Origin of the sequence: Micromonospora sp. NBC_00362 (assembly GCF_026342155.1) — a bacterium.
Lineage (GTDB): Bacteria > Actinomycetota > Actinomycetes > Mycobacteriales > Micromonosporaceae > Micromonospora > Micromonospora hortensis.
In genome coordinates this window covers 5294332-5314122 of record NZ_JAPENH010000001.1, presented here as the reverse complement: position 1 = coordinate 5314122, position 19791 = coordinate 5294332, and the positions used below count along the sequence as shown (strand labels likewise).

15 protein-coding genes and 4 tRNA genes are annotated in these 19791 nt (G+C 67.8%); 1 reads left to right on the top strand and 18 read right to left on the bottom strand.

Annotation, left to right across the window (positions count from 1 at the left end; genetic code table 11):
- Positions 1-7: 7 nt before the first annotated feature.
- From OG992_RS24460 to OG992_RS24375, 18 genes are all read right to left on the bottom strand, one after another.
- Positions 8-3895: a DNA-directed RNA polymerase subunit beta' gene (locus OG992_RS24460; protein WP_124858781.1), complete on the bottom strand. Its 3888-nt coding sequence runs from the start codon at positions 3893-3895 to the stop codon at positions 8-10.
- Between the two features lie 80 nt (positions 3896-3975).
- Positions 3976-7407, bottom strand: coding sequence for a DNA-directed RNA polymerase subunit beta (locus OG992_RS24455; protein ID WP_238660443.1), 3432 nt, complete (start codon positions 7405-7407; stop codon positions 3976-3978).
- 569 nt (positions 7408-7976) lie between these two features.
- Positions 7977-8363 carry a 50S ribosomal protein L7/L12 gene (gene rplL, locus OG992_RS24450; RefSeq protein ID WP_030489578.1) on the bottom strand — a complete coding sequence of 129 codons (387 nt, stop codon included), beginning with the start codon at positions 8361-8363 and terminating at the stop codon, positions 7977-7979.
- A 54-nt stretch (positions 8364-8417) separates the two neighbouring features.
- A complete protein-coding gene (gene rplJ, locus OG992_RS24445) occupies positions 8418-8963 on the bottom strand; it encodes a 50S ribosomal protein L10 (protein WP_112584808.1) in 546 nt (181 codons plus the stop codon).
- A gap of 340 nt (positions 8964-9303) precedes the next feature.
- On the bottom strand, positions 9304-9993 hold the full coding sequence (locus OG992_RS24440; RefSeq protein WP_266304403.1) for a hypothetical protein: 690 nt from the start codon (positions 9991-9993) through the stop codon (positions 9304-9306).
- Positions 9990-10880, bottom strand: coding sequence for an ATP-binding cassette domain-containing protein (locus OG992_RS24435; protein WP_266304402.1), 891 nt, complete (start codon positions 10878-10880; stop codon positions 9990-9992). Before OG992_RS24435 ends, OG992_RS24440 begins: the two co-directional genes overlap by 4 nt.
- An 80-nt stretch (positions 10881-10960) precedes the next feature.
- Positions 10961-11677 (bottom strand): 50S ribosomal protein L1, encoded by a 717-nt coding sequence (gene rplA, locus OG992_RS24430; protein WP_238667528.1) that lies wholly within the window; start codon positions 11675-11677, stop codon positions 10961-10963.
- Positions 11678-11756: 79 nt separating this feature from the next.
- Positions 11757-12188, bottom strand: a complete 432-nt coding sequence (rplK, locus tag OG992_RS24425; RefSeq protein WP_091402426.1) for a 50S ribosomal protein L11 — start codon at positions 12186-12188, stop codon at positions 11757-11759.
- A gap of 186 nt (positions 12189-12374) precedes the next feature.
- A complete protein-coding gene (nusG, locus tag OG992_RS24420) occupies positions 12375-13097 on the bottom strand; it encodes a transcription termination/antitermination protein NusG (RefSeq protein ID WP_238667527.1) in 723 nt (240 codons plus the stop codon).
- 38 nt (positions 13098-13135) lie between these two features.
- A complete protein-coding gene (secE, locus tag OG992_RS24415) occupies positions 13136-13525 on the bottom strand; it encodes a preprotein translocase subunit SecE (RefSeq protein ID WP_091403530.1) in 390 nt (129 codons plus the stop codon).
- 213 nt (positions 13526-13738) lie between these two features.
- A tRNA-Trp gene (locus OG992_RS24410) sits at positions 13739-13811 on the bottom strand.
- 129 nt (positions 13812-13940) lie between these two features.
- Complete coding sequence (locus tag OG992_RS24405) at positions 13941-14333, bottom strand: MaoC family dehydratase (protein WP_091402431.1); 393 nt, start codon at positions 14331-14333, stop codon at positions 13941-13943.
- Between the two features lies 1 nt (position 14334).
- Positions 14335-14781 (bottom strand): MaoC family dehydratase N-terminal domain-containing protein, encoded by a 447-nt coding sequence (locus OG992_RS24400; protein ID WP_238679511.1) that lies wholly within the window; start codon positions 14779-14781, stop codon positions 14335-14337.
- A 126-nt stretch (positions 14782-14907) separates the two neighbouring features.
- The gene (gene rpmG, locus OG992_RS24395; RefSeq protein ID WP_007073056.1) at positions 14908-15075 is read right to left on the bottom strand and encodes a 50S ribosomal protein L33; all 168 of its coding nucleotides are present in this window, start codon (positions 15073-15075) and stop codon (positions 14908-14910) included.
- A 132-nt stretch (positions 15076-15207) separates the two neighbouring features.
- A tRNA-Met gene (locus OG992_RS24390) sits at positions 15208-15280 on the bottom strand.
- Positions 15281-15304: 24 nt separating this feature from the next.
- Positions 15305-15377: transfer RNA gene (locus OG992_RS24385), tRNA-Thr, on the bottom strand.
- Positions 15378-15471: 94 nt separating this feature from the next.
- On the bottom strand, positions 15472-18003 hold the full coding sequence (locus tag OG992_RS24380) for a bifunctional diguanylate cyclase/phosphodiesterase (RefSeq protein WP_238687841.1): 2532 nt from the start codon (positions 18001-18003) through the stop codon (positions 15472-15474).
- Positions 18004-18933: 930 nt separating this feature from the next.
- Positions 18934-19017, bottom strand: a tRNA-Tyr gene (locus OG992_RS24375).
- 147 nt (positions 19018-19164) lie between these two features.
- Between OG992_RS24375 and OG992_RS24370 the strand changes: the two genes are divergently transcribed.
- Positions 19165-19659 (top strand): YajQ family cyclic di-GMP-binding protein, encoded by a 495-nt coding sequence (locus tag OG992_RS24370; protein ID WP_124774541.1) that lies wholly within the window; start codon positions 19165-19167, stop codon positions 19657-19659.
- The last annotated feature ends 132 nt before the right edge of the window (positions 19660-19791 follow it).

The window sequence follows — 19791 nt, the reverse complement described above, 5'->3', positions numbered from 1 at the left end:
CTGGTGCTTAGCGGTACGACCCGAAGTCGAAGTCGTCCAGCGGCACGGCCTGCCCACTGGCCGGCCCGAACCCGTAGTCGGTCTCCGGGTAACCGGTCATCGAGTAGACCTTGGCCTTGGCCTCCTCGGTCGGCTCGACCCGGACGTTGCGGTACTTGCTGATGCCGGTACCGGCCGGGATGAGCTTTCCGATGATCACGTTCTCCTTGAGGCCGACCAGCGAGTCGCTGCGCGAGTTGATCGCAGCGTCGGTCAGCACCCGGGTGGTCTCCTGGAAGGAGGCCGCCGAGAGCCAGGAGTCGGTGGCCAGCGAGGCCTTGGTGATACCCATCAGCACCGGACGACCGGCGGCGGGCTCGCCGCCCTCCGAGACGAGCCGGCGGTTCTCCGACTCGAACAGCGCCCGGTCGACGAGCACACCCGGCAGGAACTCGGTCGAGCCGGAGTCGATGACCGTCACCCGCTTGAGCATCTGGCGGATGATGATCTCGATGTGCTTGTCGTGGATGAGCACACCCTGCGAGCGGTAGACCTCCTGGACCTCACTGGTCAGGTGGACCTGGACCGCCCGCGGACCCATGATCCGCAGCAACTCGTGCGGGTCGATGGTGCCCTCGGTCAGCTTCTCGCCGACCGCGACGTGACCGCCGTCGTGGGTACGGAGCTTGACGCGCTTGGAGATCTTGTCGTAGACGATCTCTTCGCTGCCGTCGTCCGGCACCACGATGATCTTGCGCGAGCGCTCGCCATCCTCGATCCGGATCCGACCGGGGGTGTCGGCGATGGGCGCCTTACCCTTCGGGACCCGAGCCTCGAAGATTTCCTGAACACGCGGCAGACCCTGGGTGATGTCCTCACCCGCGACACCACCGGTGTGGAAGGTACGCATCGTCAGCTGCGTACCGGGCTCACCGATGGACTGGGCGGCGATGATGCCGACCGCCTCGCCGATGTCGACCGACTTACCGGTCGGCAGCGACCTGCCGTAGCAGGCCGCGCAGACGCCCAGCTTCGACTCGCAGGTGAGCACGCTGCGCACCCGGACCGTCTCCACACCAGCGGCGACGATCTTGTCGACCCCGATGGAGTTGATGTCCTGACCGCGCTCGGCCACCACGGTGCCGTCCGGCCCCTTGATGTCGTCGGCGAGGGTCCGGGCGTGCACGCTGGTCTCGGCGTGGGTGTGGACGACGAGCTTGCCGTCCAGCTTCTCGCCGATCTGCATCGGGATCGCCCGGTCGGTGCCGCAGTCCTCTTCGCGGATGATGACGTCCTGCGAGACGTCCACCAGACGACGGGTCAGGTAACCCGAGTCGGCGGTCCGCAGCGCGGTGTCGGCGAGACCCTTACGGGCACCGTGCGTGGAGATGAAGTACTCCAGCACGGACAGACCCTCCCGGTAGCTGGCCTTGATCGGCCGCGGGATGATCTCACCCTTGGGGTTGGCCACCAGACCACGGATCGCCGCGATCTGCCGGAGCTGGAGCAGGTTACCGCGAGCACCCGAGTTGATCATCTTCCACAGCGGGTTCTCCTGCGGCAGCGCGGTGTCCATCTCCTTGGCGACCTCGTTGGTCGCCTTGGTCCAGATCTCGATGAGCTCGCCGCGACGCTCCTCGGCGGTCATCAGACCACGCTGGTACTGCTTGTCGATCTGGTCGGCGTCCTTCTCGTACCGTGCCAGGATCTCCGCCTTGCGCGGCGGAGCGATGACGTCCTCCATGCCGATCGTCACGCCGGACCAGGTGGCCCAGTGGAAACCGGCCTCCTTGAGCCCGTCCAGGGTGGCGGCCAGCGCCACCTTGGGGAAGCGCTCGGCGAGGTCGTTGACGATCGCGGAGAGCTGACCCTTGCGGATCTCGTAGTTCACGAAGCGGTAGCCCTGCGGCAGCGTCTCGTTGAACAGCACCCGACCCAGGGTGGTCTCCACGGTCAGCGGGTCACCCTCGACCCAGCCCTCCGGGGCGCTCCACGCCTCGGAGCCGTTGCCGTTGTCGACACCGACCACGCCACGCAGGCGGATCTTCACCGGCGCCTGCAGGTGCAGCTCGCCGTTGTCGAAGGCCATCCGCGCCTCGGCGTCCGAGCTGAACGCCCGGCCCTCGCCCTTCTCACCGGCGGTGAGGTGGGTGAGGTGGTACAGACCGATGACCATGTCCTGGGTAGGCATGGTGACCGGCTTACCGTCGGCCGGCTTGAGGATGTTGTTCGACGACAGCATCAGGATCCGCGCCTCGGCCTGAGCCTCGGCGGACAGCGGCACGTGCACCGCCATCTGGTCACCGTCGAAGTCGGCGTTGAACGCGGTGCAGACCAGCGGGTGGATCTGGATGGCCTTGCCCTCGACCAGCTGCGGCTCGAAGGCCTGGATGCCCAGGCGGTGCAGGGTCGGCGCCCGGTTGAGCAGCACCGGGTGCTCGCCGATGACCTCTTCCAGCACGTCCCACACGACCGGGCGCTGACGCTCGACCATCCGCTTGGCGGACTTGATGTTCTGTGCGTGGTTCAGATCCACCAGCCGCTTCATCACGAAGGGCTTGAACAGCTCCAGCGCCATCTGCTTGGGCAGACCGCACTGGTGCAGCTTGAGCTTCGGGCCGACCACGATGACCGAACGGCCGGAGTAGTCGACGCGCTTGCCCAGCAGGTTCTGGCGGAACCGGCCCTGCTTGCCCTTGAGCATGTCGGACAGCGACTTGAGCGGGCGGTTACCCGGGCCGGTGACCGGCCGGCCGCGACGGCCGTTGTCGAACAGCGCGTCGACGGCCTCCTGGAGCATCCGCTTCTCGTTGTTGACGATGATCTCGGGCGCGCCGAGGTCGATCAGTCGCTTGAGGCGGTTGTTCCGGTTGATCACGCGGCGGTACAGGTCGTTCAGGTCGGAGGTCGCGAAGCGGCCACCGTCGAGCTGCACCATCGGGCGCAGGTCCGGCGGGATGACCGGGACGCAGTCCAGCACCATGCCGAGCGGCGAGTTGCGGGTGTTCAGGAACGCCGCGACGACCTTGAGCCGCTTGAGCGCCCGGATCTTCCGCTGGCCCTTGCCGGACCGGATGGTCTCCCGCAGGCTCTCGGCCTCGGCGTCGAGGTCCATGTTCTGGACCAGCGCCTTGATCGCCTCGGCGCCCATGGAACCGGTGAAGTACTCACCGAACCGGTCGCGCAGCTCGCGGTAGAGCAGCTCGTCGGTGACCAGCTGCTTCGGCTCCAGCTTGCGGAAGGTGTCCAGCACCTCGTCCAGGCGGTCGATCTCGCGCTGGGCCCGGTCGCGGATCTGGCGCATCTCGCGCTCTCCGCCCTCCTTGACCTTGCGCCGGACGTCCGCCTTGGCACCCTCGGCCTCCAGCTCGGCCAGGTCGGCCTCGAGCTTGGCGGCGCGCTTCTCGATCTCCGAGTCGCGGCTGTTCTCGGACTGCCGCTTCTCGGCCAGGATCTCGTTCTCGATCGTCGAGAGGTCGCGGTGACGCGACTCCGCGTCCACGCTCGTCACGACGTACGAGGCGAAGTAGATGATCTTCTCGAGGTCCTTGGGAGCGAGGTCCAGCAGGTAACCCAGCCGGCTCGGAACGCCCTTGAAGTACCAGATGTGGGTCACCGGAGCGGCGAGCTCGATGTGCCCCATCCGCTCACGGCGGACCTTGGAGCGAGTCACCTCGACGCCGCAGCGCTCACAGATGATGCCCTTGAACCGGACGCGCTTGTACTTACCGCAGTAGCACTCCCAGTCCCGCTGCGGACCGAAGATCTTCTCGCAGAAGAGCCCGTCCTTTTCCGGCTTCAGGGTGCGGTAGTTGATCGTCTCAGGCTTCTTGACCTCGCCGTGCGACCACTGACGGATGTCGTCGGCGGTGGCGAGACCAATGCGCAGCTCGTCGAAGAAGTTGACGTCGAGCACTATGTCCCCTATGTCGTCGTCTGTACTGCTAATTCTCGGGTGGGGTCGGGGGCCGGCGAGCCGGCCCCCGACCGCTCACCTCAGACCTCTTCGACCGAGCTCGGCTCGCGCCGGGACAGGTCGATGCCCAGCTCCTCAGCGGCCCGGAACACCTCGTCGTCGGTCTCGCGCATTTCCAGGGCCACACCGTCGCTGGAGAGAACCTCAACGTTGAGGCACAGCGACTGCAGCTCCTTGAGCAGCACCTTGAACGACTCCGGGATGCCCGGCTCCGGGATGTTCTCGCCCTTGACGATGGCCTCGTAGACCTTCACTCGGCCGAGCACGTCGTCGGACTTGATCGTGAGCAGCTCCTGCAGGGCGTAGGCAGCGCCGTACGCCTGCATCGCCCAGCACTCCATCTCACCGAAACGCTGACCACCGAACTGCGCCTTACCACCCAGCGGCTGCTGCGTGATCATCGAGTACGGGCCGGTCGAACGAGCGTGGATCTTGTCGTCGACCAGGTGGTTGAGCTTCAGGATGTAGACGTAGCCGACAGCGATCGGGTCCGGCAGCGGCTCACCGGAACGACCGTCGAACAGCTGCGCCTTGCCGGTACGACCGATCAGCTGCTTGCCGTCCCGGTTAGGCAGGGTCGACTCGAGCAGACCGGAGATCTCCTCCTCGCGAGCACCATCGAAGACCGGGGTGGCCACGTTGGTGTCGCCCTCGGACTCGTGCGCGTCGATCGAGCGCAGCTGACGCTTCCAGTCGGCGTCGTCACCCTCGACCTTCCAACCGGTCTTGGCGACCCAACCGAGGTGGGTCTCCAGCACCTGGCCGATGTTCATCCGGCTCGGCACACCGAGCGGGTTGAGCACGATGTCGACGGGGGTGCCGTCCTCGAGGAACGGCATGTCCTCGATCGGCAGGATCTTCGAGATGACACCCTTGTTGCCGTGCCGGCCGGCGAGCTTGTCGCCGTCCTGGATCTTGCGCTTCTGGGCGACGTAGACCCGGACCAGCTCGTTGACACCCGGCGGCAACTCGTCGCCGTCCTCGCGGGAGAACGTGCGCACACCGATGACCGTGCCGGTCTCGCCGTGCGGCACCTTCAGCGAGGTGTCCCGAACCTCACGCGCCTTCTCACCGAAGATCGCGCGGAGCAGGCGCTCCTCCGGGGTCAGCTCGGTCTCACCCTTGGGCGTGACCTTGCCGACCAGGATGTCACCGGGGACGACCTCGGCGCCGATCCGGATGATGCCGCGCTCGTCGAGGTCAGCGAGCATTTCCTCGCTGACGTTCGGGATGTCGCGGGTGATCTCCTCCGGACCGAGCTTGGTGTCCCGGGCGTCGACCTCGTGCTCCTCGATGTGGATCGAGGTGAGCACGTCCTGCTGCACGAGGCGCTGCGACAGGATGATCGCGTCCTCGTAGTTGTGGCCCTCCCAGCACATGAACGCCACCAGCAGGTTGCGTCCGAGTGCCATCTCGCCCTCGTCGGTGCACGGACCGTCGGCGATGACCTGACCGGCCTCGACGCGGTCGCCCTCGAAGACGACCGGCTTCTGGTTGACGCAGGAGCCGGCGTTGGAGCGGCGGAACTTGTGCAGCAGGTACGTCCGGCGGTGGCCGTCATCCTGGTGGATGGTGACGTAGTCGGCGCAGAGATCCTCGATCACACCGCCGACCTCGGCGACCACCACGTCGCCAGCGTCGACAGCGGCCCGGTACTCCATGCCCGTACCCACGAGCGGCGCCTCGGCCTTGACCAGCGGCACCGCCTGGCGCTGCATGTTCGCGCCCATCAGTGCCCGGTTGGCGTCGTCGTGCTCGAGGAACGGGATCATGGCGGTCGCGACCGAGGTCATCTGCCGGGGCGAGACGTCCATGTAGTCGACGGCACCGGGGAGGACGTCCTCGGTCTCGCCGCCCTTACGACGGCAGAGCACCCGCTCCTCGGCGAACGTGCCGTCAGCCTTCAGGCGCGCGTTGGCCTGGGCCTTGACGAACCGGTCCTCCTCGTCCGCGGTCAGGTAGTCGATCTGGTCGGTGACCCGACCCTCGACGACCTTCCGGTACGGCGTCTCGATGAAGCCGAACGGGTTGACCCGGGCGAAGGTGGACAGCGCGCCGATCAGGCCGATGTTCGGGCCTTCCGGCGTCTCGATCGGGCACATCCGGCCGTAGTGGGACGGGTGCACGTCGCGGACCTCGAAGCCGGCCCGCTCCCGGGACAGACCACCCGGGCCGAGCGCGCTCAGCCGACGCCGGTGGGTCAGGCCCGCCAGCGGGTTGGTCTGGTCCATGAACTGGGACAGCTGGGACGTCCCGAAGAACTCCTTGATCGCCGCCACCACCGGGCGGATGTTGATCAGGGTCTGCGGGGTGATCGCCTCGACGTCCTGCGTGGTCATCCGCTCGCGAACGACCCGCTCCATCCGGGAAAGGCCGACCCGAACCTGGTTCTGGATCAGCTCGCCCACGGTACGGAGACGCCGGTTGCCGAAGTGGTCGATGTCGTCGGCCTCGTAGCCGTCCTCACCGGCGTGCAGCCGGCACAGGTACTCCACGGTGGCGACGATGTCGTCCTCGGTCAGCGTGCCGGTGGTGATCGGCACGCCAACTTCCAGCTTCTTGTTGAACTTGTAGCGCCCGACCTTGGCGACGTCGTACCTCTTCGGGTTGAAGAAGAGGTTGTCGAGCAGGGTCTGGGCGTTCTCGCGCGTCGGCGGCTCGCCAGGGCGCAGCTTGCGGTAGATGTCGAGCAGAGCCTCGTCGGCGCCGGCGATGTGGTCCTTCTCGAGCGTGGTCATCATCAGCTCGGACCAGCCGAACTTCTCACGGATCCGCTCGGCCGACCATCCGATGGCCTTGAGCAGGACGGTGACGGCCTGCCGACGCTTGCGGTCGATGCGTACGCCGACCGTGTCGCGCTTATCGATGTCGAACTCCAGCCAGGCACCCCGACTCGGGATGACCTTGACGCTGGAGAGGTCGCGGTCGGAGGTCTTGTCCGGCTGCTTGTCGAAGTACACGCCCGGAGAACGGACGAGCTGGCTGACCACGACGCGCTCGGTGCCGTTGATGACGAAGGTGCCCTTGGGCGTCATCATCGGGAAGTCACCCATGAACACCGTCTGGCTCTTGATCTCGCCAGTGGTGTTGTTGGTGAACTCCGCGGTCACGAAGAGCGGAGCGCAGTAGGTCAGGTCCTTCTCCTTGCACTCCTCGATCGAGGCCTTGACCTCGTCGAAGCGCGGCGCCGAGAAGGAGAGTGACATGGTGCCGGAGAAGTCCTCAATGGGACTGATCTCTTCAAGGATCTCCGCGAGACCCGATCGTGCGTGCGGGTCGTCCGCCGACCGGCCCTGCCAAGCCTCGTTGCCGACGAGCCAGTCGAAGGACTCGTTTTGGATGGCAAGGAGGTTGGGGACCTCGAGGTGTTCGGTGATCCTGCCGAATGAAACTCGGCGGGGAGCGAATGCGCTCGACGTACGACTGGTCTTCGCAGGGCGGGAAGCTGCCAAGATGCGTCCTTCCGAGGACCGGTGCTGCAGAACGGCTGGTACGCGTGCACTCCAATGACCCCACCAGAAATATCCGTAAACGGACATTTCCGAGCAGGGGTCAAGTCGGAAGGCAGCGCAAACTAGCAGTGTAGCCGAGAGGCTAACCGCTGTCCAGCCCACCCCGCAGGTTGTTTGCGGAGCGCGCCTCGGCCCCCGTCAACCGGGGTCTGCCGGGCCGCTCAGAACGCAACTCCCCACTGGGCCGCTCGGGTTACAGCGGCTGATGGTGCCGCCGCTGTCATACCCACGTCGTGGCCGTCGCAAGCGCGGTGTCTTGCTGGTGTCAGCGTGCCTGGCAGCCCCGGGCCGCGTCAAGGGCCGGTATCCGGGTTGTCCCTTGTTTCCCACTGGAGGGCGACCCGCCACGCTCGTTCGGGTCAAGGGTACCCATTGTTGGAGCGCAGCTCAGGACCGGTCGCGGCCAGATCCACAAACACGGCGGGCGGTGATCCGTGTCGGATCACCGCCCGCCGTGACGCGATGGTGTCCCAGCTCACGAGCCGGGTACGCGTTTGTGGAACGTCAGGTCACTTGAGGGTGACCTTGGCGCCTTCACCCTCGAGCTTGGCCTTCGCCTTGTCGGCGGTCTCCTTGTTGACCTTCTCCAGGATGGCCTTCGGCGCGGACTCGACCGCGTCCTTGGCCTCCTTGAGGCCCAGGCCGGTCAGCTCACGCACGACCTTGATGACCTGGATCTTCTTGCCACCGTCAGCCTCGAGGATGACGTCGAACTCGTCCTGCTCCGGCTCGGCCTCGGCCGCGGCGGCGCCGCCGCCGCCACCCTGGGCGATCGCGACCGGAGCGGCAGCGGTGACCTCGAAGGTCGTCTCGAACTGCTTCACGAACTCAGAGAGCTCGATCAGCGTCATCTCCTTGAACGCGTCGAGCAGCTCGTCGGTGCTGAGCTTCGCCATATCTGGCGTCCTTTCCTGATTCTGTTAAGTAAGAACTGGTGCGCCGTGGGGGCCTCAGGCCGCCTCGGCGCCCTCCTTCTCGCGCTTGTCCTGCAGTGCAGCCGCCAGACGGGCGGTCTTCGACAGCGGGGCCTGGAACAGGGCCGCGGCCTTGCTCAGGTTGCCCTTCATCGCGCCGGCCAGCTTGGCCAGCAGCACCTCGCGGGACTCAAGGTCGGCGAGCTTCGTGACCTCGGCCGCGGTGATGGCCTTGCCCTCGAAGACACCGCCCTTGATGACGAGCTTCGGGTTGGCCTTCGCGAAGTCGCGAAGCCCCTTCGCCGCCTCGACGACGTCGCCCGAAACGAAAGTCAGCGCGGTAGGACCGGTGAACAGCTCGTCGAGGCCGGTGATGCCCGCGTCCGTCGCAGCACGCTTGGCCAGCGTGTTCTTCGCGACCGTGTAGCTGGTATCGGCGCCGAGCGAGCGCCGAAGCTGGGTGAGCTGGGAAACCGTCAGACCGCGGTACTCGGTCAGCACGGTGGCGCCCGAACTGCGGAAGCTCTCGGTCAGCTCAGCGACGGCCGTGGCCTTGTCGGCCCGGATCGGCTTGTCCGCCATGTCCCTCCTCTCTCGTTACTCGAGGCTGGTCCCTGTCTCGGCCGAAGCCGGAACGGGGGCGGAGGCGACGCGACAACGAAAAAGCCCCGGCGCAGGGCGCACGGGGCGAGGGCCGGCGGATCGTCATGGTCGGCGGACCATGCTCACTGCCGAGTTACGCTTGCCGCCCTACGCGGGTCGCCCGTCGTCGCGGGACCTTCGACCGTGCCGAAGCACGGTGACCAGCGGTCTTTGGGTGGTTCCTCATCCATGAGAACACGGATGACGGTTGAAGAGTACGCGCCCCGACCAGCAGCGCCAAATCGCGCCCGGTGAGCCACGTCACCCGTGCCAGTGCCGGTCAGCCCTGCGCCCGCCGACGCCACAGGTAGCCGCCGACGACAGCGGCGCTCCAGGCCAACGCCCACCCACTCAACCCCAGCAGTGTCAGCGCGGCGGCGTCGCCGGCGGTGGTCCGAGCGGCCGCCATGATCGGCGGTGCCAGCCAGGGGGCCACCGAGCCGGTCAGGCCGAACACCACAGCGCCGACCCCGCCCAGGGCCAACACCGCTACGCCGTACCCGGCGCCGCCCACCGACGCCCGGCTGGCCAGCGCCCCAAGGGCAACCGCAGCGGGTACGACCAGCACGTGCGCCCACAATCCCAGCGCGAGCCCGACCGGAATCGACCGGTCCCCCGGGTCGACCGGGCCGGACACCCCGCCGACCAGCCACGGAAAGAGCAGCGCGACGGCCACCGTCACCTGCGCCGCCACCGCGGCGGCGAGCAGCCCGGCCAACCGCTCCCGGGCCACCCCGACCGTCACCTGCGCCAGCCGACGCTGCACGTCCGGCTCGACGTCCAACAGGATCTTGGTTTGCCAGGCGAGCACCGGAAAGAGCACCACCGCGGAGACCCCGTACGCCTCCGCCGGCTGGGCCCGGCCACCGCCGTACAGGGTGCCGAGCGTGATCAGGCCGGCGAGCAACGGCGCCAACGCCCGGCCGGTGCGCAGGAAACCGGCCAACCGCATCCGGACCAGGGCGCTCACCGGGTCTCCCCCGCTGCCGACTCGACAGTGACGTCAGCGGCCTCCGGCTGCTCCGCTGTCAGCTCCCCGGCCATCGCGAGCGGCGGCTCGGCGGGTCGGGCGGCATCTGCCGACCGGAGCGGCTCGACGGGCAGGGCCTGGGGTGCGGCGGTGGAGGCGTCGGAGCGTACCCGCAGCACCTGATGGCCCTCGGCGCGCAACCGGGCGACGGTGCCGGCAACCCGCGCGGCCGGCACCGCCACCTCGACCACAGCGATCGTCTCGTCCGTTGACGACGTCTCCTCGGTGAGCGAGCCGTCGGCCACCAACCAGCGGCGCGCGGCCGGGAGCCGGACCGTCTCGCCGCGATGGTCACTGACCAGGACTGACCCGTCGGCGGCGAGCACCTCGGCGATCAGCTCGGGCACCAACTCACGGGTGGTGGCGTCCAGCCCCTCCCAGGGCTCGTCGAGCACCAGCAGGCCCGGTGGGCGCAGCAGCGCCTGGGCGAGGCCGACCTTCTGCGCGGTGCCCTTGGACAGCTCCGGCAACCGGACCGAGCGGAAGGCGGACAGCCCGAGCCGGTCCGTCCAGGAGGTCACCGCCTCGTCGGCCGCGGCGCTGCCCAGCCCTGCCACCCGGGCCATCCCGGTCAGATAGCGAGTCACAGTGAACGGTTGGTCCGCGGGAAAACGCTCCGGCACCCAGCCCACCCGTGCCGGCCGGTCGGTGACCCGGCCCCGGCCCGGGTGGAGGACCCCTGCGGCCACCTGGAGCAGTGTCGACTTGCCCACCCCGTTACGGCCCAGCACGATCGCCACCTCGCCGGGACCGACCCGCACGTCGATGCCGTGCAGCACCCACGGCCCCCGCCGGTGGTACCGCAACCAGACGTTCTCCAGGCGCATGGCGTCGAGCCTGCCACACCGGGAACGCGCCGGGGCGCCGCCACTGTCGTGGCGGCGCCCCGGCGGAGCGATCTGTCGACTCAGGCGTCGGCCTGGTCCTCCCGAAGGTTCTTCACCAGGTTCGGGTCGACCGGGACGCCCGGGCCCATCGTGGTGGTCAGGATGACCTTGCGAAGGTACTTGCCCTTGGCCGCGGACGGCTTGGCACGCAGCACCTCGTCGAGCACCGCAGCGTAGTTGTCCACCAGCTGGGTCTCCGTGAAGGAGGCCTTGCCGATGATCAGGTGCAGGTTGGAGTGCTTGTCCACCCGGAAGGTGATCTTGCCGCCCTTGATGTCCGACACCGCCTTGGTGACGTCCATGGTCACCGTGCCGGTCTTCGGGTTCGGCATGAGACCGCGCGGGCCCAGGATCCGCGCGATCCGGCCGATCTTGGCCATCTGGTCCGGCGTGGCGATCGCCGCGTCGAAGTCCAGCCAACCACCCTGGATGCGGGCGACCAGCTCATCGGTGCCCACCTCGTCCGCACCGGCGGCGGCGGCCTCTTCGGCCTTCGCGCCGCTGGCGAACACGATCACGCGGGCGGTCTTACCGGTGCCGTGCGGCAGGTTGACCACGCCGCGGACCATCTGGTCCGCCTTGCGGGGGTCGACGCCGAGGCGCATGGCGACCTCGACCGTGGCGTCGAACTTGACGTTGGTGGTCTCCTTGGCCAGCTTCACGGCCTCGGTGGGGGTGTAGAGCTTCGACCGGTCGATGACATCGGCGGCCTTGCGGTAGCTCTTGCTGCGCTGCATTGCTGATTACTCCTGTGGTCTCTGGCGGGCCGCTCGGCGCGAGCCCTCCCACGGTTTGGGTCGAAGGCCGGGGCCGACGTCAGTCGTTGACGGTGATGCCCATCGACCGGGCGGTGCCGGCGATGATCTTCTCGGCCTGGGCGATGTCGTTGGCGTTGAGGTCGGCCATCTTCTTCTCGGCGATCTCACGCAGCTGGGCGCGGCTGACCGAGCCGACCTTCTCGGACTGCGGAACACCCGAACCCTTCTGCACACCGGCGGCCTTGATCAGCAGCCGGGCAGCGGGCGGGGTCTTCAGCACGAACGTGAAGGACCGGTCCTCGAACACGCTGATCTCGGCGGGGACGATGTCGCCCCGCTGAGACTCGGTCTGCGCGTTGTAGGACTTGCAGAACTCCATGATGTTCACGCCGTGCTGGCCGAGCGCGGGGCCGACCGGCGGCGCCGGCGTGGCCTGGCCCGCCGGCAGCTGAAGCGTGAACGTCTTGACGAGCTTCTTCTTCGGAGGCATGTCACTTCCTGGGGCTTGGAGCTGGGAAAATGCGGCTGTCGCCGCCCTCGGGCGCGCACGGTCAGCGCGGTGCGACAGCGGCGACATTCAAGAGTAGCGCAGGCCGCAGCCCACTCGTCCGCCGAGGTCGAGCGAGAGCGCGTACGCCGACGTCGGCGGCGGGCCGGGCCCGCCGCCGACGACCAATCAGATCTTGGCGACCTGGTTGAAGTTGAGCTCCACCGGAGTCTCACGACCGAAGATCGACACCAGCACCTTGAGCTTCTGCTGGTCGGCGTTGATCTCGCTGATCGTGGCCGGCAGCGACGCGAACGCGCCGTCGGTGACGGTGACGGAGTCGCCCACCTCGAAGTCGAGGACCTTGATCTCCGGCTTCGACTTCTTCTGCTCGGTCTCGACAGCCGGCGCCAGCCACTTCAGCACCTCGTCGAGCGAGAGCGGAGCAGGCCGGTCGGCCCGGTCGGTCGCACCGACGAAGCCGGTCACACCCGGGGTGTTCCGGACACAGGAGTACGACTCGGCGGTCAGCTCCATCCGAACCAGGATGTAACCCGGGAAGACCTTGGCCTGGATCTGCGAACGCTTACCGTTCTTGACCTCGACCTCTTCCCGGGTCGGCACCTCGACCTGGTAGATGAAGTCCTCCATGTCGAGGCTCGTGATCCGGGTCTCGAGGTTGGTCTTGACCTTGTTCTCGTAGCCGGCGTACGAGTGCACCACGTACCAGTCACCCGGCGCGTAGCGCAGCTTCTGCCTCAGCTCCGCGACGGGGTCGTAGTCCTCGTCCGGTGCGGGCTCGGTCGTAGGGAACTCCGGCTCGCTGGCGGCCTCAACCGACTCGTCACCAGCCGCCGTCGCGACCGTGGACTGCTCGTCCACCGGTCCGGCGGTCTCGTCGTACTCAGGCACGCTCGCTCACTTCCGTCACTATGGCTGGAGGCAGCCGGTCAGTCCGAGTTGCCAAAGACAAACAACACGACCTTGGCGAAGCCGAAGTCCAGCACACCCACGATCGTCAGCATCACCGCGACGAACGCCACCACCACGGCGGTGTAGGTCAGCAACTCCTTGCGGGTCGGCCAGATGACCTTACGCAGTTCAGCTACGACCTCGCGGAAGAACCGGGCGATGCGGCCGAAGACGCCCACCCGACCCGTTTCCGACCGCGTGGTCGGCCGGCTGTCTGCCGACTCCGCCCGGGCACGGGACCGCGTGGCGGTGCCCCCCCGGGAAACCGGCTCGTCCGCGCCGGAGGCGTCGTCGTCGGCCACGTCGTCGACGACCTCGTCGTCCAGACGATCGTCGCCGTCGTCGTCGCGCCGCTTGTTGTCGGCCACTTCGCCCTCCGTCGCGGAATCTGGGGTCGCACGCCGAGTGGCGTACGCGGCGCTGGTCACGCCGGCCGGACCCAACCGTCCCGCGACGGGCCGCGGCCGGTGGATCACCCGGAGGGCCCCGATTGCCTCGGAGCCACCCCGCCGATGCCACCACCACGGGCCGGACGCCGCCAAGTGGCGGCGCGACCCACGGGAACGGTCAGGCCTGAGGCGCAGGGGTGACAGGACTTGAACCTGCAGCCTGCGGTTTTGGAGACCGCTGCTCTGCCAATTGAGCTACACCCCTATGTGGCAACACTCGCCCCACGCGGCCACAGACGACCGTGCAGGGGTCACTTGCCCCACGGCGGACCAGTGTACGGGTAGCCGCCCGACTTTCCCAACCGGTCTCTCCGCCACGCGTGGCGGGCACCGTTCAGCGCGCCGTCCGGATGGTTGCCCGCGCCTGCGACAGCACCTTCTCACCCAGGCAGGTGGCGGTCACCTCGAGTCGGGTCAGGCCGTCCTCGGTCACCTCGCGGACCCGCGCGGTCACCTCGATCTCAGTCCCCTGGTCATCGTCGGGAACCACCACCGGCCGGGTGAAACGCACGCCGTACTCGACCACCGCGTCCGGCGACCCGGCCCACTCCGTGACCGCACGCCCGACCAGCGCCATCGTGAACATGCCGTGGGCGATCACCCCCGGCAGACCCACTTTGGTGGCGACCCGGTCGCTCCAGTGGATCGGGTTGAAGTCGCCCGAGGCACCGGCGTAGCGGACCAGGTCCGCCCGGGTCACCTGAAACGTCTGTGCTGGCAACTCCATCTCAGGCCTCCCCGCGAATGACATACCTGGCCCAGACCGCGACGACGGGTTCCCCGCCGACGGTGCTCACGTCGGTGCGCGTGGTCAGGAAGCCGTGCCCACCCCTGGTGCTGACGTCCTCGATGGTGTTGGTGCAGACCAGCTCGTCGCCGGCGACCACCGGCCGGGTGTACGCGAACCGCTGGTCGCCGTGCACCAGACGGCTGTAGTCGACGCCCAGGGCCGGGTCTTCGATGATCTGGCTGCTCGCGGCCATCGTCACGATCACCGGAAAGGTCGGCGGGGCGACCACGTCCGAGTGGCCCAGCGCCCGCGCGGCCTCCGGGTCGTGGTGCGCCGGGTCGGTGGCGCCGATGGCGCTGGCGAACTCGCGGATCTTTTCTCGGCCCACCTGGTAGGGGGCGGTCGGCGGATACGTCCGGCCGACGAAGGAAGGGTCCAGAGGCATGCCGCGAACCTACACGGAAAGCCCAATCGCCGACCTGATCGGTAGGCAGCGGCAGAGCCGCACCAAACCGGTCAGATCGGCGATCGGAAAGCTTCGACAACGGCCGGCCCTGAGGCCGACCAGCAGTCAGCGGGTCTCGCGGTGGACCGTGTGCCGACCGTCACGCGGGCAGAACTTCTTCAGCTCGATGCGGTCGGGGTCGTTGCGCCGGTTCTTGCGCGTGATGTAGTTGCGCTCCTTGCACTCCACACACGCCAAAGTGATCTTCGGCCGGACATCGGTAGCCTTCGCCACGGCGGAGTGCCTTCCTCGCTAACGGAAACAACTACGACGCGCCAGCCTAGACGCTGACAGCGCGGACATGCAAAGTGGGCGCCAGAAGCGCCCATTCTTACGACCACCGGCAACGAGCCCGGAAGACGAGAGTAGCGGTGGCCGGACTTGAACCGGCGACACAGCGATTATGAGCCGCTTGCTCTACCATCTGAGCTACACCGCTGCGATGGGTCCAGCTGAACCCTCGAGCCCCCTTACGGAATCGAACCGTAGACCTTCTCCTTACCATGGAGACGCTCTGCCGACTGAGCTAAGGGGGCCTGCGCGATCTTCCCCGTGGGGCGCGCAGGAGTAAGAGTACACGGCCCGAGTCGACAGGTGAAATCGGATCCCCGGTGATCGTCCGCGCCCTGTTCAGGGCACGACACGCAGGCGCGGCAGCTCTCCGTTCGAGGCTGTCTCCGGCTCCACCTGGGCGCCGAACCAGGCGGCCAACCGCTCGTACGGCAGTGGCCGGCTGAACAGGAAGCCCTGCCCGATCTCGCAGCCGATGTCCTGGAGAAGCTCCAGGGTCAGCTCGCTCTCCACCCCCTCGGCCACCACCGCCAGGCCGAACTGCTGGGAGAGGGTGACCACCGCGTTGACGATCGCCAGGTCCCCCGGGTCGGTCGCCATTCCCTGCACGAAGGAGCGGTCCACCTTCACCTCGTGCACCGGCAGCCGGCGCAGGTGCGCCAGGGACGAGTCACCGGTGCCGAAGTCGTCCACCGACAGCCGTACGCCGAGATCCCGCAGCCGTTGCAGGGTGGGGATGGGTCGGTCCGTGCCGTCCAGCACCCCCGACTCGGTGATCTCCAGGGTGAGGCGCTGCGCCGGCACCTTGTACTCGGTCAACAGCTCCTGGACCCGGTCCGGGAAGTGCTGGTCGATGAGCGTACGAGCCGAGAGGTTGACCGCGATGGGCAGCGGCTGGTCGGCCAGCGCCCAGTCCCGGCTGCGTCGAAGGCCCTCCCGGAGCACCACCTCGGTGAGCCGGCTCAACTGGCCGGTGTGCTCGGCCACCGCCACGAAGTCCTCGGGCGCAACAGTGCCGTGCGCCGGGTGTTCCCAGCGGGCCAGACACTCCACACCCACCAGGCGCCGGTCCCGCAGGGTCACCTTGGGCTGGAAGTAGACCTCCAGCTCATCCTTGTCCAGTGCCTGACGCAGGTCGCCGGCCAGACCCAACCGGCGCAGCGAACGGGACTCCAGCGCGGGATTGAACAGCTGCACGCTGCCCGGCACCGACTTGGCCGCGGTCGCGGCGAGGTCGACCCGGAGCAGCAGGGTCGCCGCGTCGCTGCCGTGATCCGGGTGTACGGCCACCCCCACGGCAGTGTCCACGTCGAGGGTGAGCGCGTCGAAGACCATCTCGTCGCGGATCTGGTCGCGCAGTTGGGCGGCCAACTCGAGCGCGGCCTCAGCGCTCTCCAACCGCAGCGTCACCAGGAACTCGTCCCCGCCGGCACGACCGACCAGAGCCGACGACGGCGCGCTGGCCCGCAACCGCGTGGCGACCTCGATGAGGACCTTGTCCCCGGCCGCGTGCCCCAGGGACTCGTTCACCTGGCGCAGCCCGTCGACGTCGAAGAGCAGCAGCGCCACCACCTCGCCCGGCGCGCGGATCTTGACCGACTCGTCCAGCGCTCCGGTGATGCGGCGCCGGTTGGGCAGCCCGGTCAACGTGTCGTGGTGCGCATCGTGCCGAAGTCGGTCGACCAGTCGCGAATTCTCGAGCGCCACAGCGGCGTGGGCGGCCACGGTCTGGAAGACCGGGATGTCAGCGGCCGTGAAGTGGCCGACGTCGCTGAGTCGGTTGACCACCTCAAGCGTGCCGATGACCGCTTGGCCCGACCGCAGTGGCACCGCGATGACGTCCTTGACCTTATGACTGTCGAGCGCCAGCCGGACATCCTCGTCATCGTCGAAGGCCCGGCCGGCGGCCACCGTACGACCGGACTCCCGGGCACGCTCGCGCACGATCGGAGGCGTGACCGCGACGTCGAGGAGGCCGCGGTCATCAAGCCTGGCACTCAGCAGCACCTCGAGGTGGCGTCCCTGAGCCGGCAGCCAGAGCGTGGCGTACTCGGCTTGCATGAGGGCCCGGACCCGCTCCAACAACGCGTCTACCAGACCGCCGTCCTGACCGCTCTCGCTGATCGCCCGGGTCAGTTCGTACATGTTGCCGAGGGTGCGGTGCTGCCGAAGGAACTGGGCATACGAGCGATAGACCAGCACGACCGCGACAGCCAACACCGCGATCAGCAACACGGACCACAGGTTGGACTCGATCGCCATCAGGATCACCAGCCCGACGACGCTGTTGATCGCACAGATCAGCTGCGGGGCCGTACCGTTGCGAATCAGCTCCCACCCTGCCTGCCAGCCGTGCAGCAGCGAGACGACAGCACTGATGGCCGCCAACGACGTGAGGCTGTTGACGCTCACCACCGCGAAGAGGACGGCCCATGTCTTCGGGCCCACCTCGTCGCCGACGGGAGGCAGTGCCAGCAGGACGACTCCCGCCAGTGAGGCAGCCACCGCGGCACGGGCGAGGTTGAACCAGACCTTCGGAGCGCTGAGGCGTCGGCGAAGCTGGCCGATCAGAGCGGCCAGGACAGCGATCAGTACGACCGTCAGGGGCGGCAGGTAGAAGAAGGCCAGTAGCAGCGGAATCTCGATGACGATGACTTCGAGCGCCTGCCGACGCACCACAATCTGGAGCACCTGGGTGCTGGCTGCCACCATGACGGCGAAAAGGACCACCGCCCCGAGGAGATTACCCGGGGGTGGTGGCCCGGCCAGCGCGAGGACGAGCGAGCAGATGATGGCCAAGACGGCCAATGGTCCCGTGATCAGCCAGGCCTGCTCGTTGGATCTACGGGCTGGGGGCGAGCCAGGCTTCATTCCGCTCCCTCGCTGGGTGGTGCGGAGCGGCCCCTATCGGGCTACGGCAACGCCCTTGTCAACGGCCGGAGCACCCCACGAGAAGTCAAACTGCTGAAAAGTGGTAGTCGCGCCGAGGAAGGAACCCGCGAACGCGACCACGGCCGCGAACGCGAGGGCGGCGCGAAGGCGGCGAGGCGTCCGACCATACATCAGCGTGCTCCTGTCGGGGGGTCAGAACAAGAATCGGTGCCCCTGATCGTGCCACAGTCGAAACCACCCGCAAAGCCCACGTACGGCGGATCGCCATGGCCGACTGGGCAAAGCCAGGCCGCCATGTAACCACCGCGTAATAAGGGGCAGACAGAGCGTCTACAGAACGCGATGGGCGACTCCCCGTTGGCACATGGTGCGGCTTCCAGCTAAGGCGGCGATTCGGAACTTTGCCCTTGGTGGCCCAGAGGCGACAAATCCCTTGATGCCTGGCCCTTCGGACCTAGGGCCAGGGTCCGTTGGGAGTTGCGAGGTCGAGGCTGGGGCTGTGGCGTCCACCGCGTGTGTGCGGCCGTTCACCCTCCACGTGCCACCGAGGGGTCAGAGTAGCTGGACTCTCCCGCCGAGGGGAGTGACACGCAGAGGATTTGCTCGATGCGGTGATCCGGGAAGGCGGCCGCAGGTCGCGGCGACCGACGTCGGCGGCGGAGAAGACCGGCCACAATGAGATGGTCGAACGTCTGCTGGGCGGACTCACGGTTCTCCCCGCCGCTCTGGTGGCTCACCGACCAGGCGGATCACGCTCGACCCGACCAGGCCCTCGGTCGAAAGCACGTTCACCTCGCCTGCGCACTCAGGTCAACGCGCGGCTGGATAGTGGACTCAGCCGGACTAGGCCGGACAGACGACAACGGCCCCCGATCAGCATCTCTGCTGGTCAGGGGCCGCGTCTGCACCTGGTGGCGGGTAGAGGATTCGAACCTCTGAAGCTTTCGCGACGGATTTACAGTCCGCTCCCATTGGCCGCTCGGGCAACCCGCCAGGGCACCCCACCGCGTCGTAACGCGGCGGCGGAAGCAAGGATAGCGGCTCCCCCCGGCCCCTACGCAACCGGGTACGGTCAGGGGGTCGTGCCGCTGGTCGGCGGCCGACGGCAGGCCCAGACCGCCGGACAGCAGGAGCAGAAACATGGCAGCGAACCCGTCGTTCGACATCGTGAGCAAGGTTGACCGTCAGGAGGTCGACAACGCCCTTCGGCAGGCGGAGAAGGAGCTCGCGACGCGGTTCGACTTCCGCGGCACCGGCGCTGAGATCTCCTGGTCTGGCGAGGAGGCGATCGGCCTTCAGGCGGAGACCGAGGAGCGCGTCCGCGCCGCACTGGACGTGTTCAAGGAGAAGCTCGTCAAGCGGAACATCTCGCTGAAGTCGCTGGATGCTGGGGAGCCGCGCCCGTCGGGCAAGATCTTCAAGATCGACTGCAAGGTGATCCAGGGCATCGAGACGGACAAGGCCAAGGCGATCAGCAAGAAGATCCGCGACGAGGGCCCGAAGGGCGTGCAGGCGCAGATCCAGGGCGACCAGCTGCGGGTCACCGGCAAGAAGAGGGACGATCTCCAGGCGGTCATCTCGCTGCTCAAGGGTGAGGACTTCGGCGTCGCCCTCCAGTTCAACAACTACAGGTAGGGCAGAGCCGACCGGCTGGGCGATCGGGCCGACGACCTTCGGCCAGCTGAGCAGCCGTCGTTCGTCACTCTCGGCGGACTTCGGCAGCCCTCTCCGACCCACCCGAGCCGGCCTCGATCCACCCAACCGGGG

What these genes read in the sequence shown, in the direction of transcription:
- rplL (WP_030489578.1), bottom strand. Translation starts at nt 8,363, where the DNA reads ATGGCGAAGCTCAGCACCGACGAGCTGCTCGACGCGTTCAAGGAGATG.
- rplJ (WP_112584808.1), bottom strand. Translation starts at nt 8,963, where the DNA reads ATGGCGGACAAGCCGATCCGGGCCGACAAGGCCACGGCCGTCGCTGAG.
- OG992_RS24435 (WP_266304402.1), bottom strand. Translation starts at nt 10,880, where the DNA reads ATGCGCCTGGAGAACGTCTGGTTGCGGTACCACCGGCGGGGGCCGTGG.
- rplA (WP_238667528.1), bottom strand. Translation starts at nt 11,677, where the DNA reads ATGCAGCGCAGCAAGAGCTACCGCAAGGCCGCCGATGTCATCGACCGG.
- rplK (WP_091402426.1), bottom strand. Translation starts at nt 12,188, where the DNA reads ATGCCTCCGAAGAAGAAGCTCGTCAAGACGTTCACGCTTCAGCTGCCG.
- OG992_RS24405 (WP_091402431.1), bottom strand. Translation starts at nt 14,333, where the DNA reads ATGGAGTTGCCAGCACAGACGTTTCAGGTGACCCGGGCGGACCTGGTC.
- OG992_RS24400 (WP_238679511.1), bottom strand. Translation starts at nt 14,781, where the DNA reads ATGCCTCTGGACCCTTCCTTCGTCGGCCGGACGTATCCGCCGACCGCC.
- OG992_RS24380 (WP_238687841.1), bottom strand. Translation starts at nt 18,003, where the DNA reads ATGAAGCCTGGCTCGCCCCCAGCCCGTAGATCCAACGAGCAGGCCTGG.
- OG992_RS24370 (WP_124774541.1), top strand. Translation starts at nt 19,165, where the DNA reads ATGGCAGCGAACCCGTCGTTCGACATCGTGAGCAAGGTTGACCGTCAG.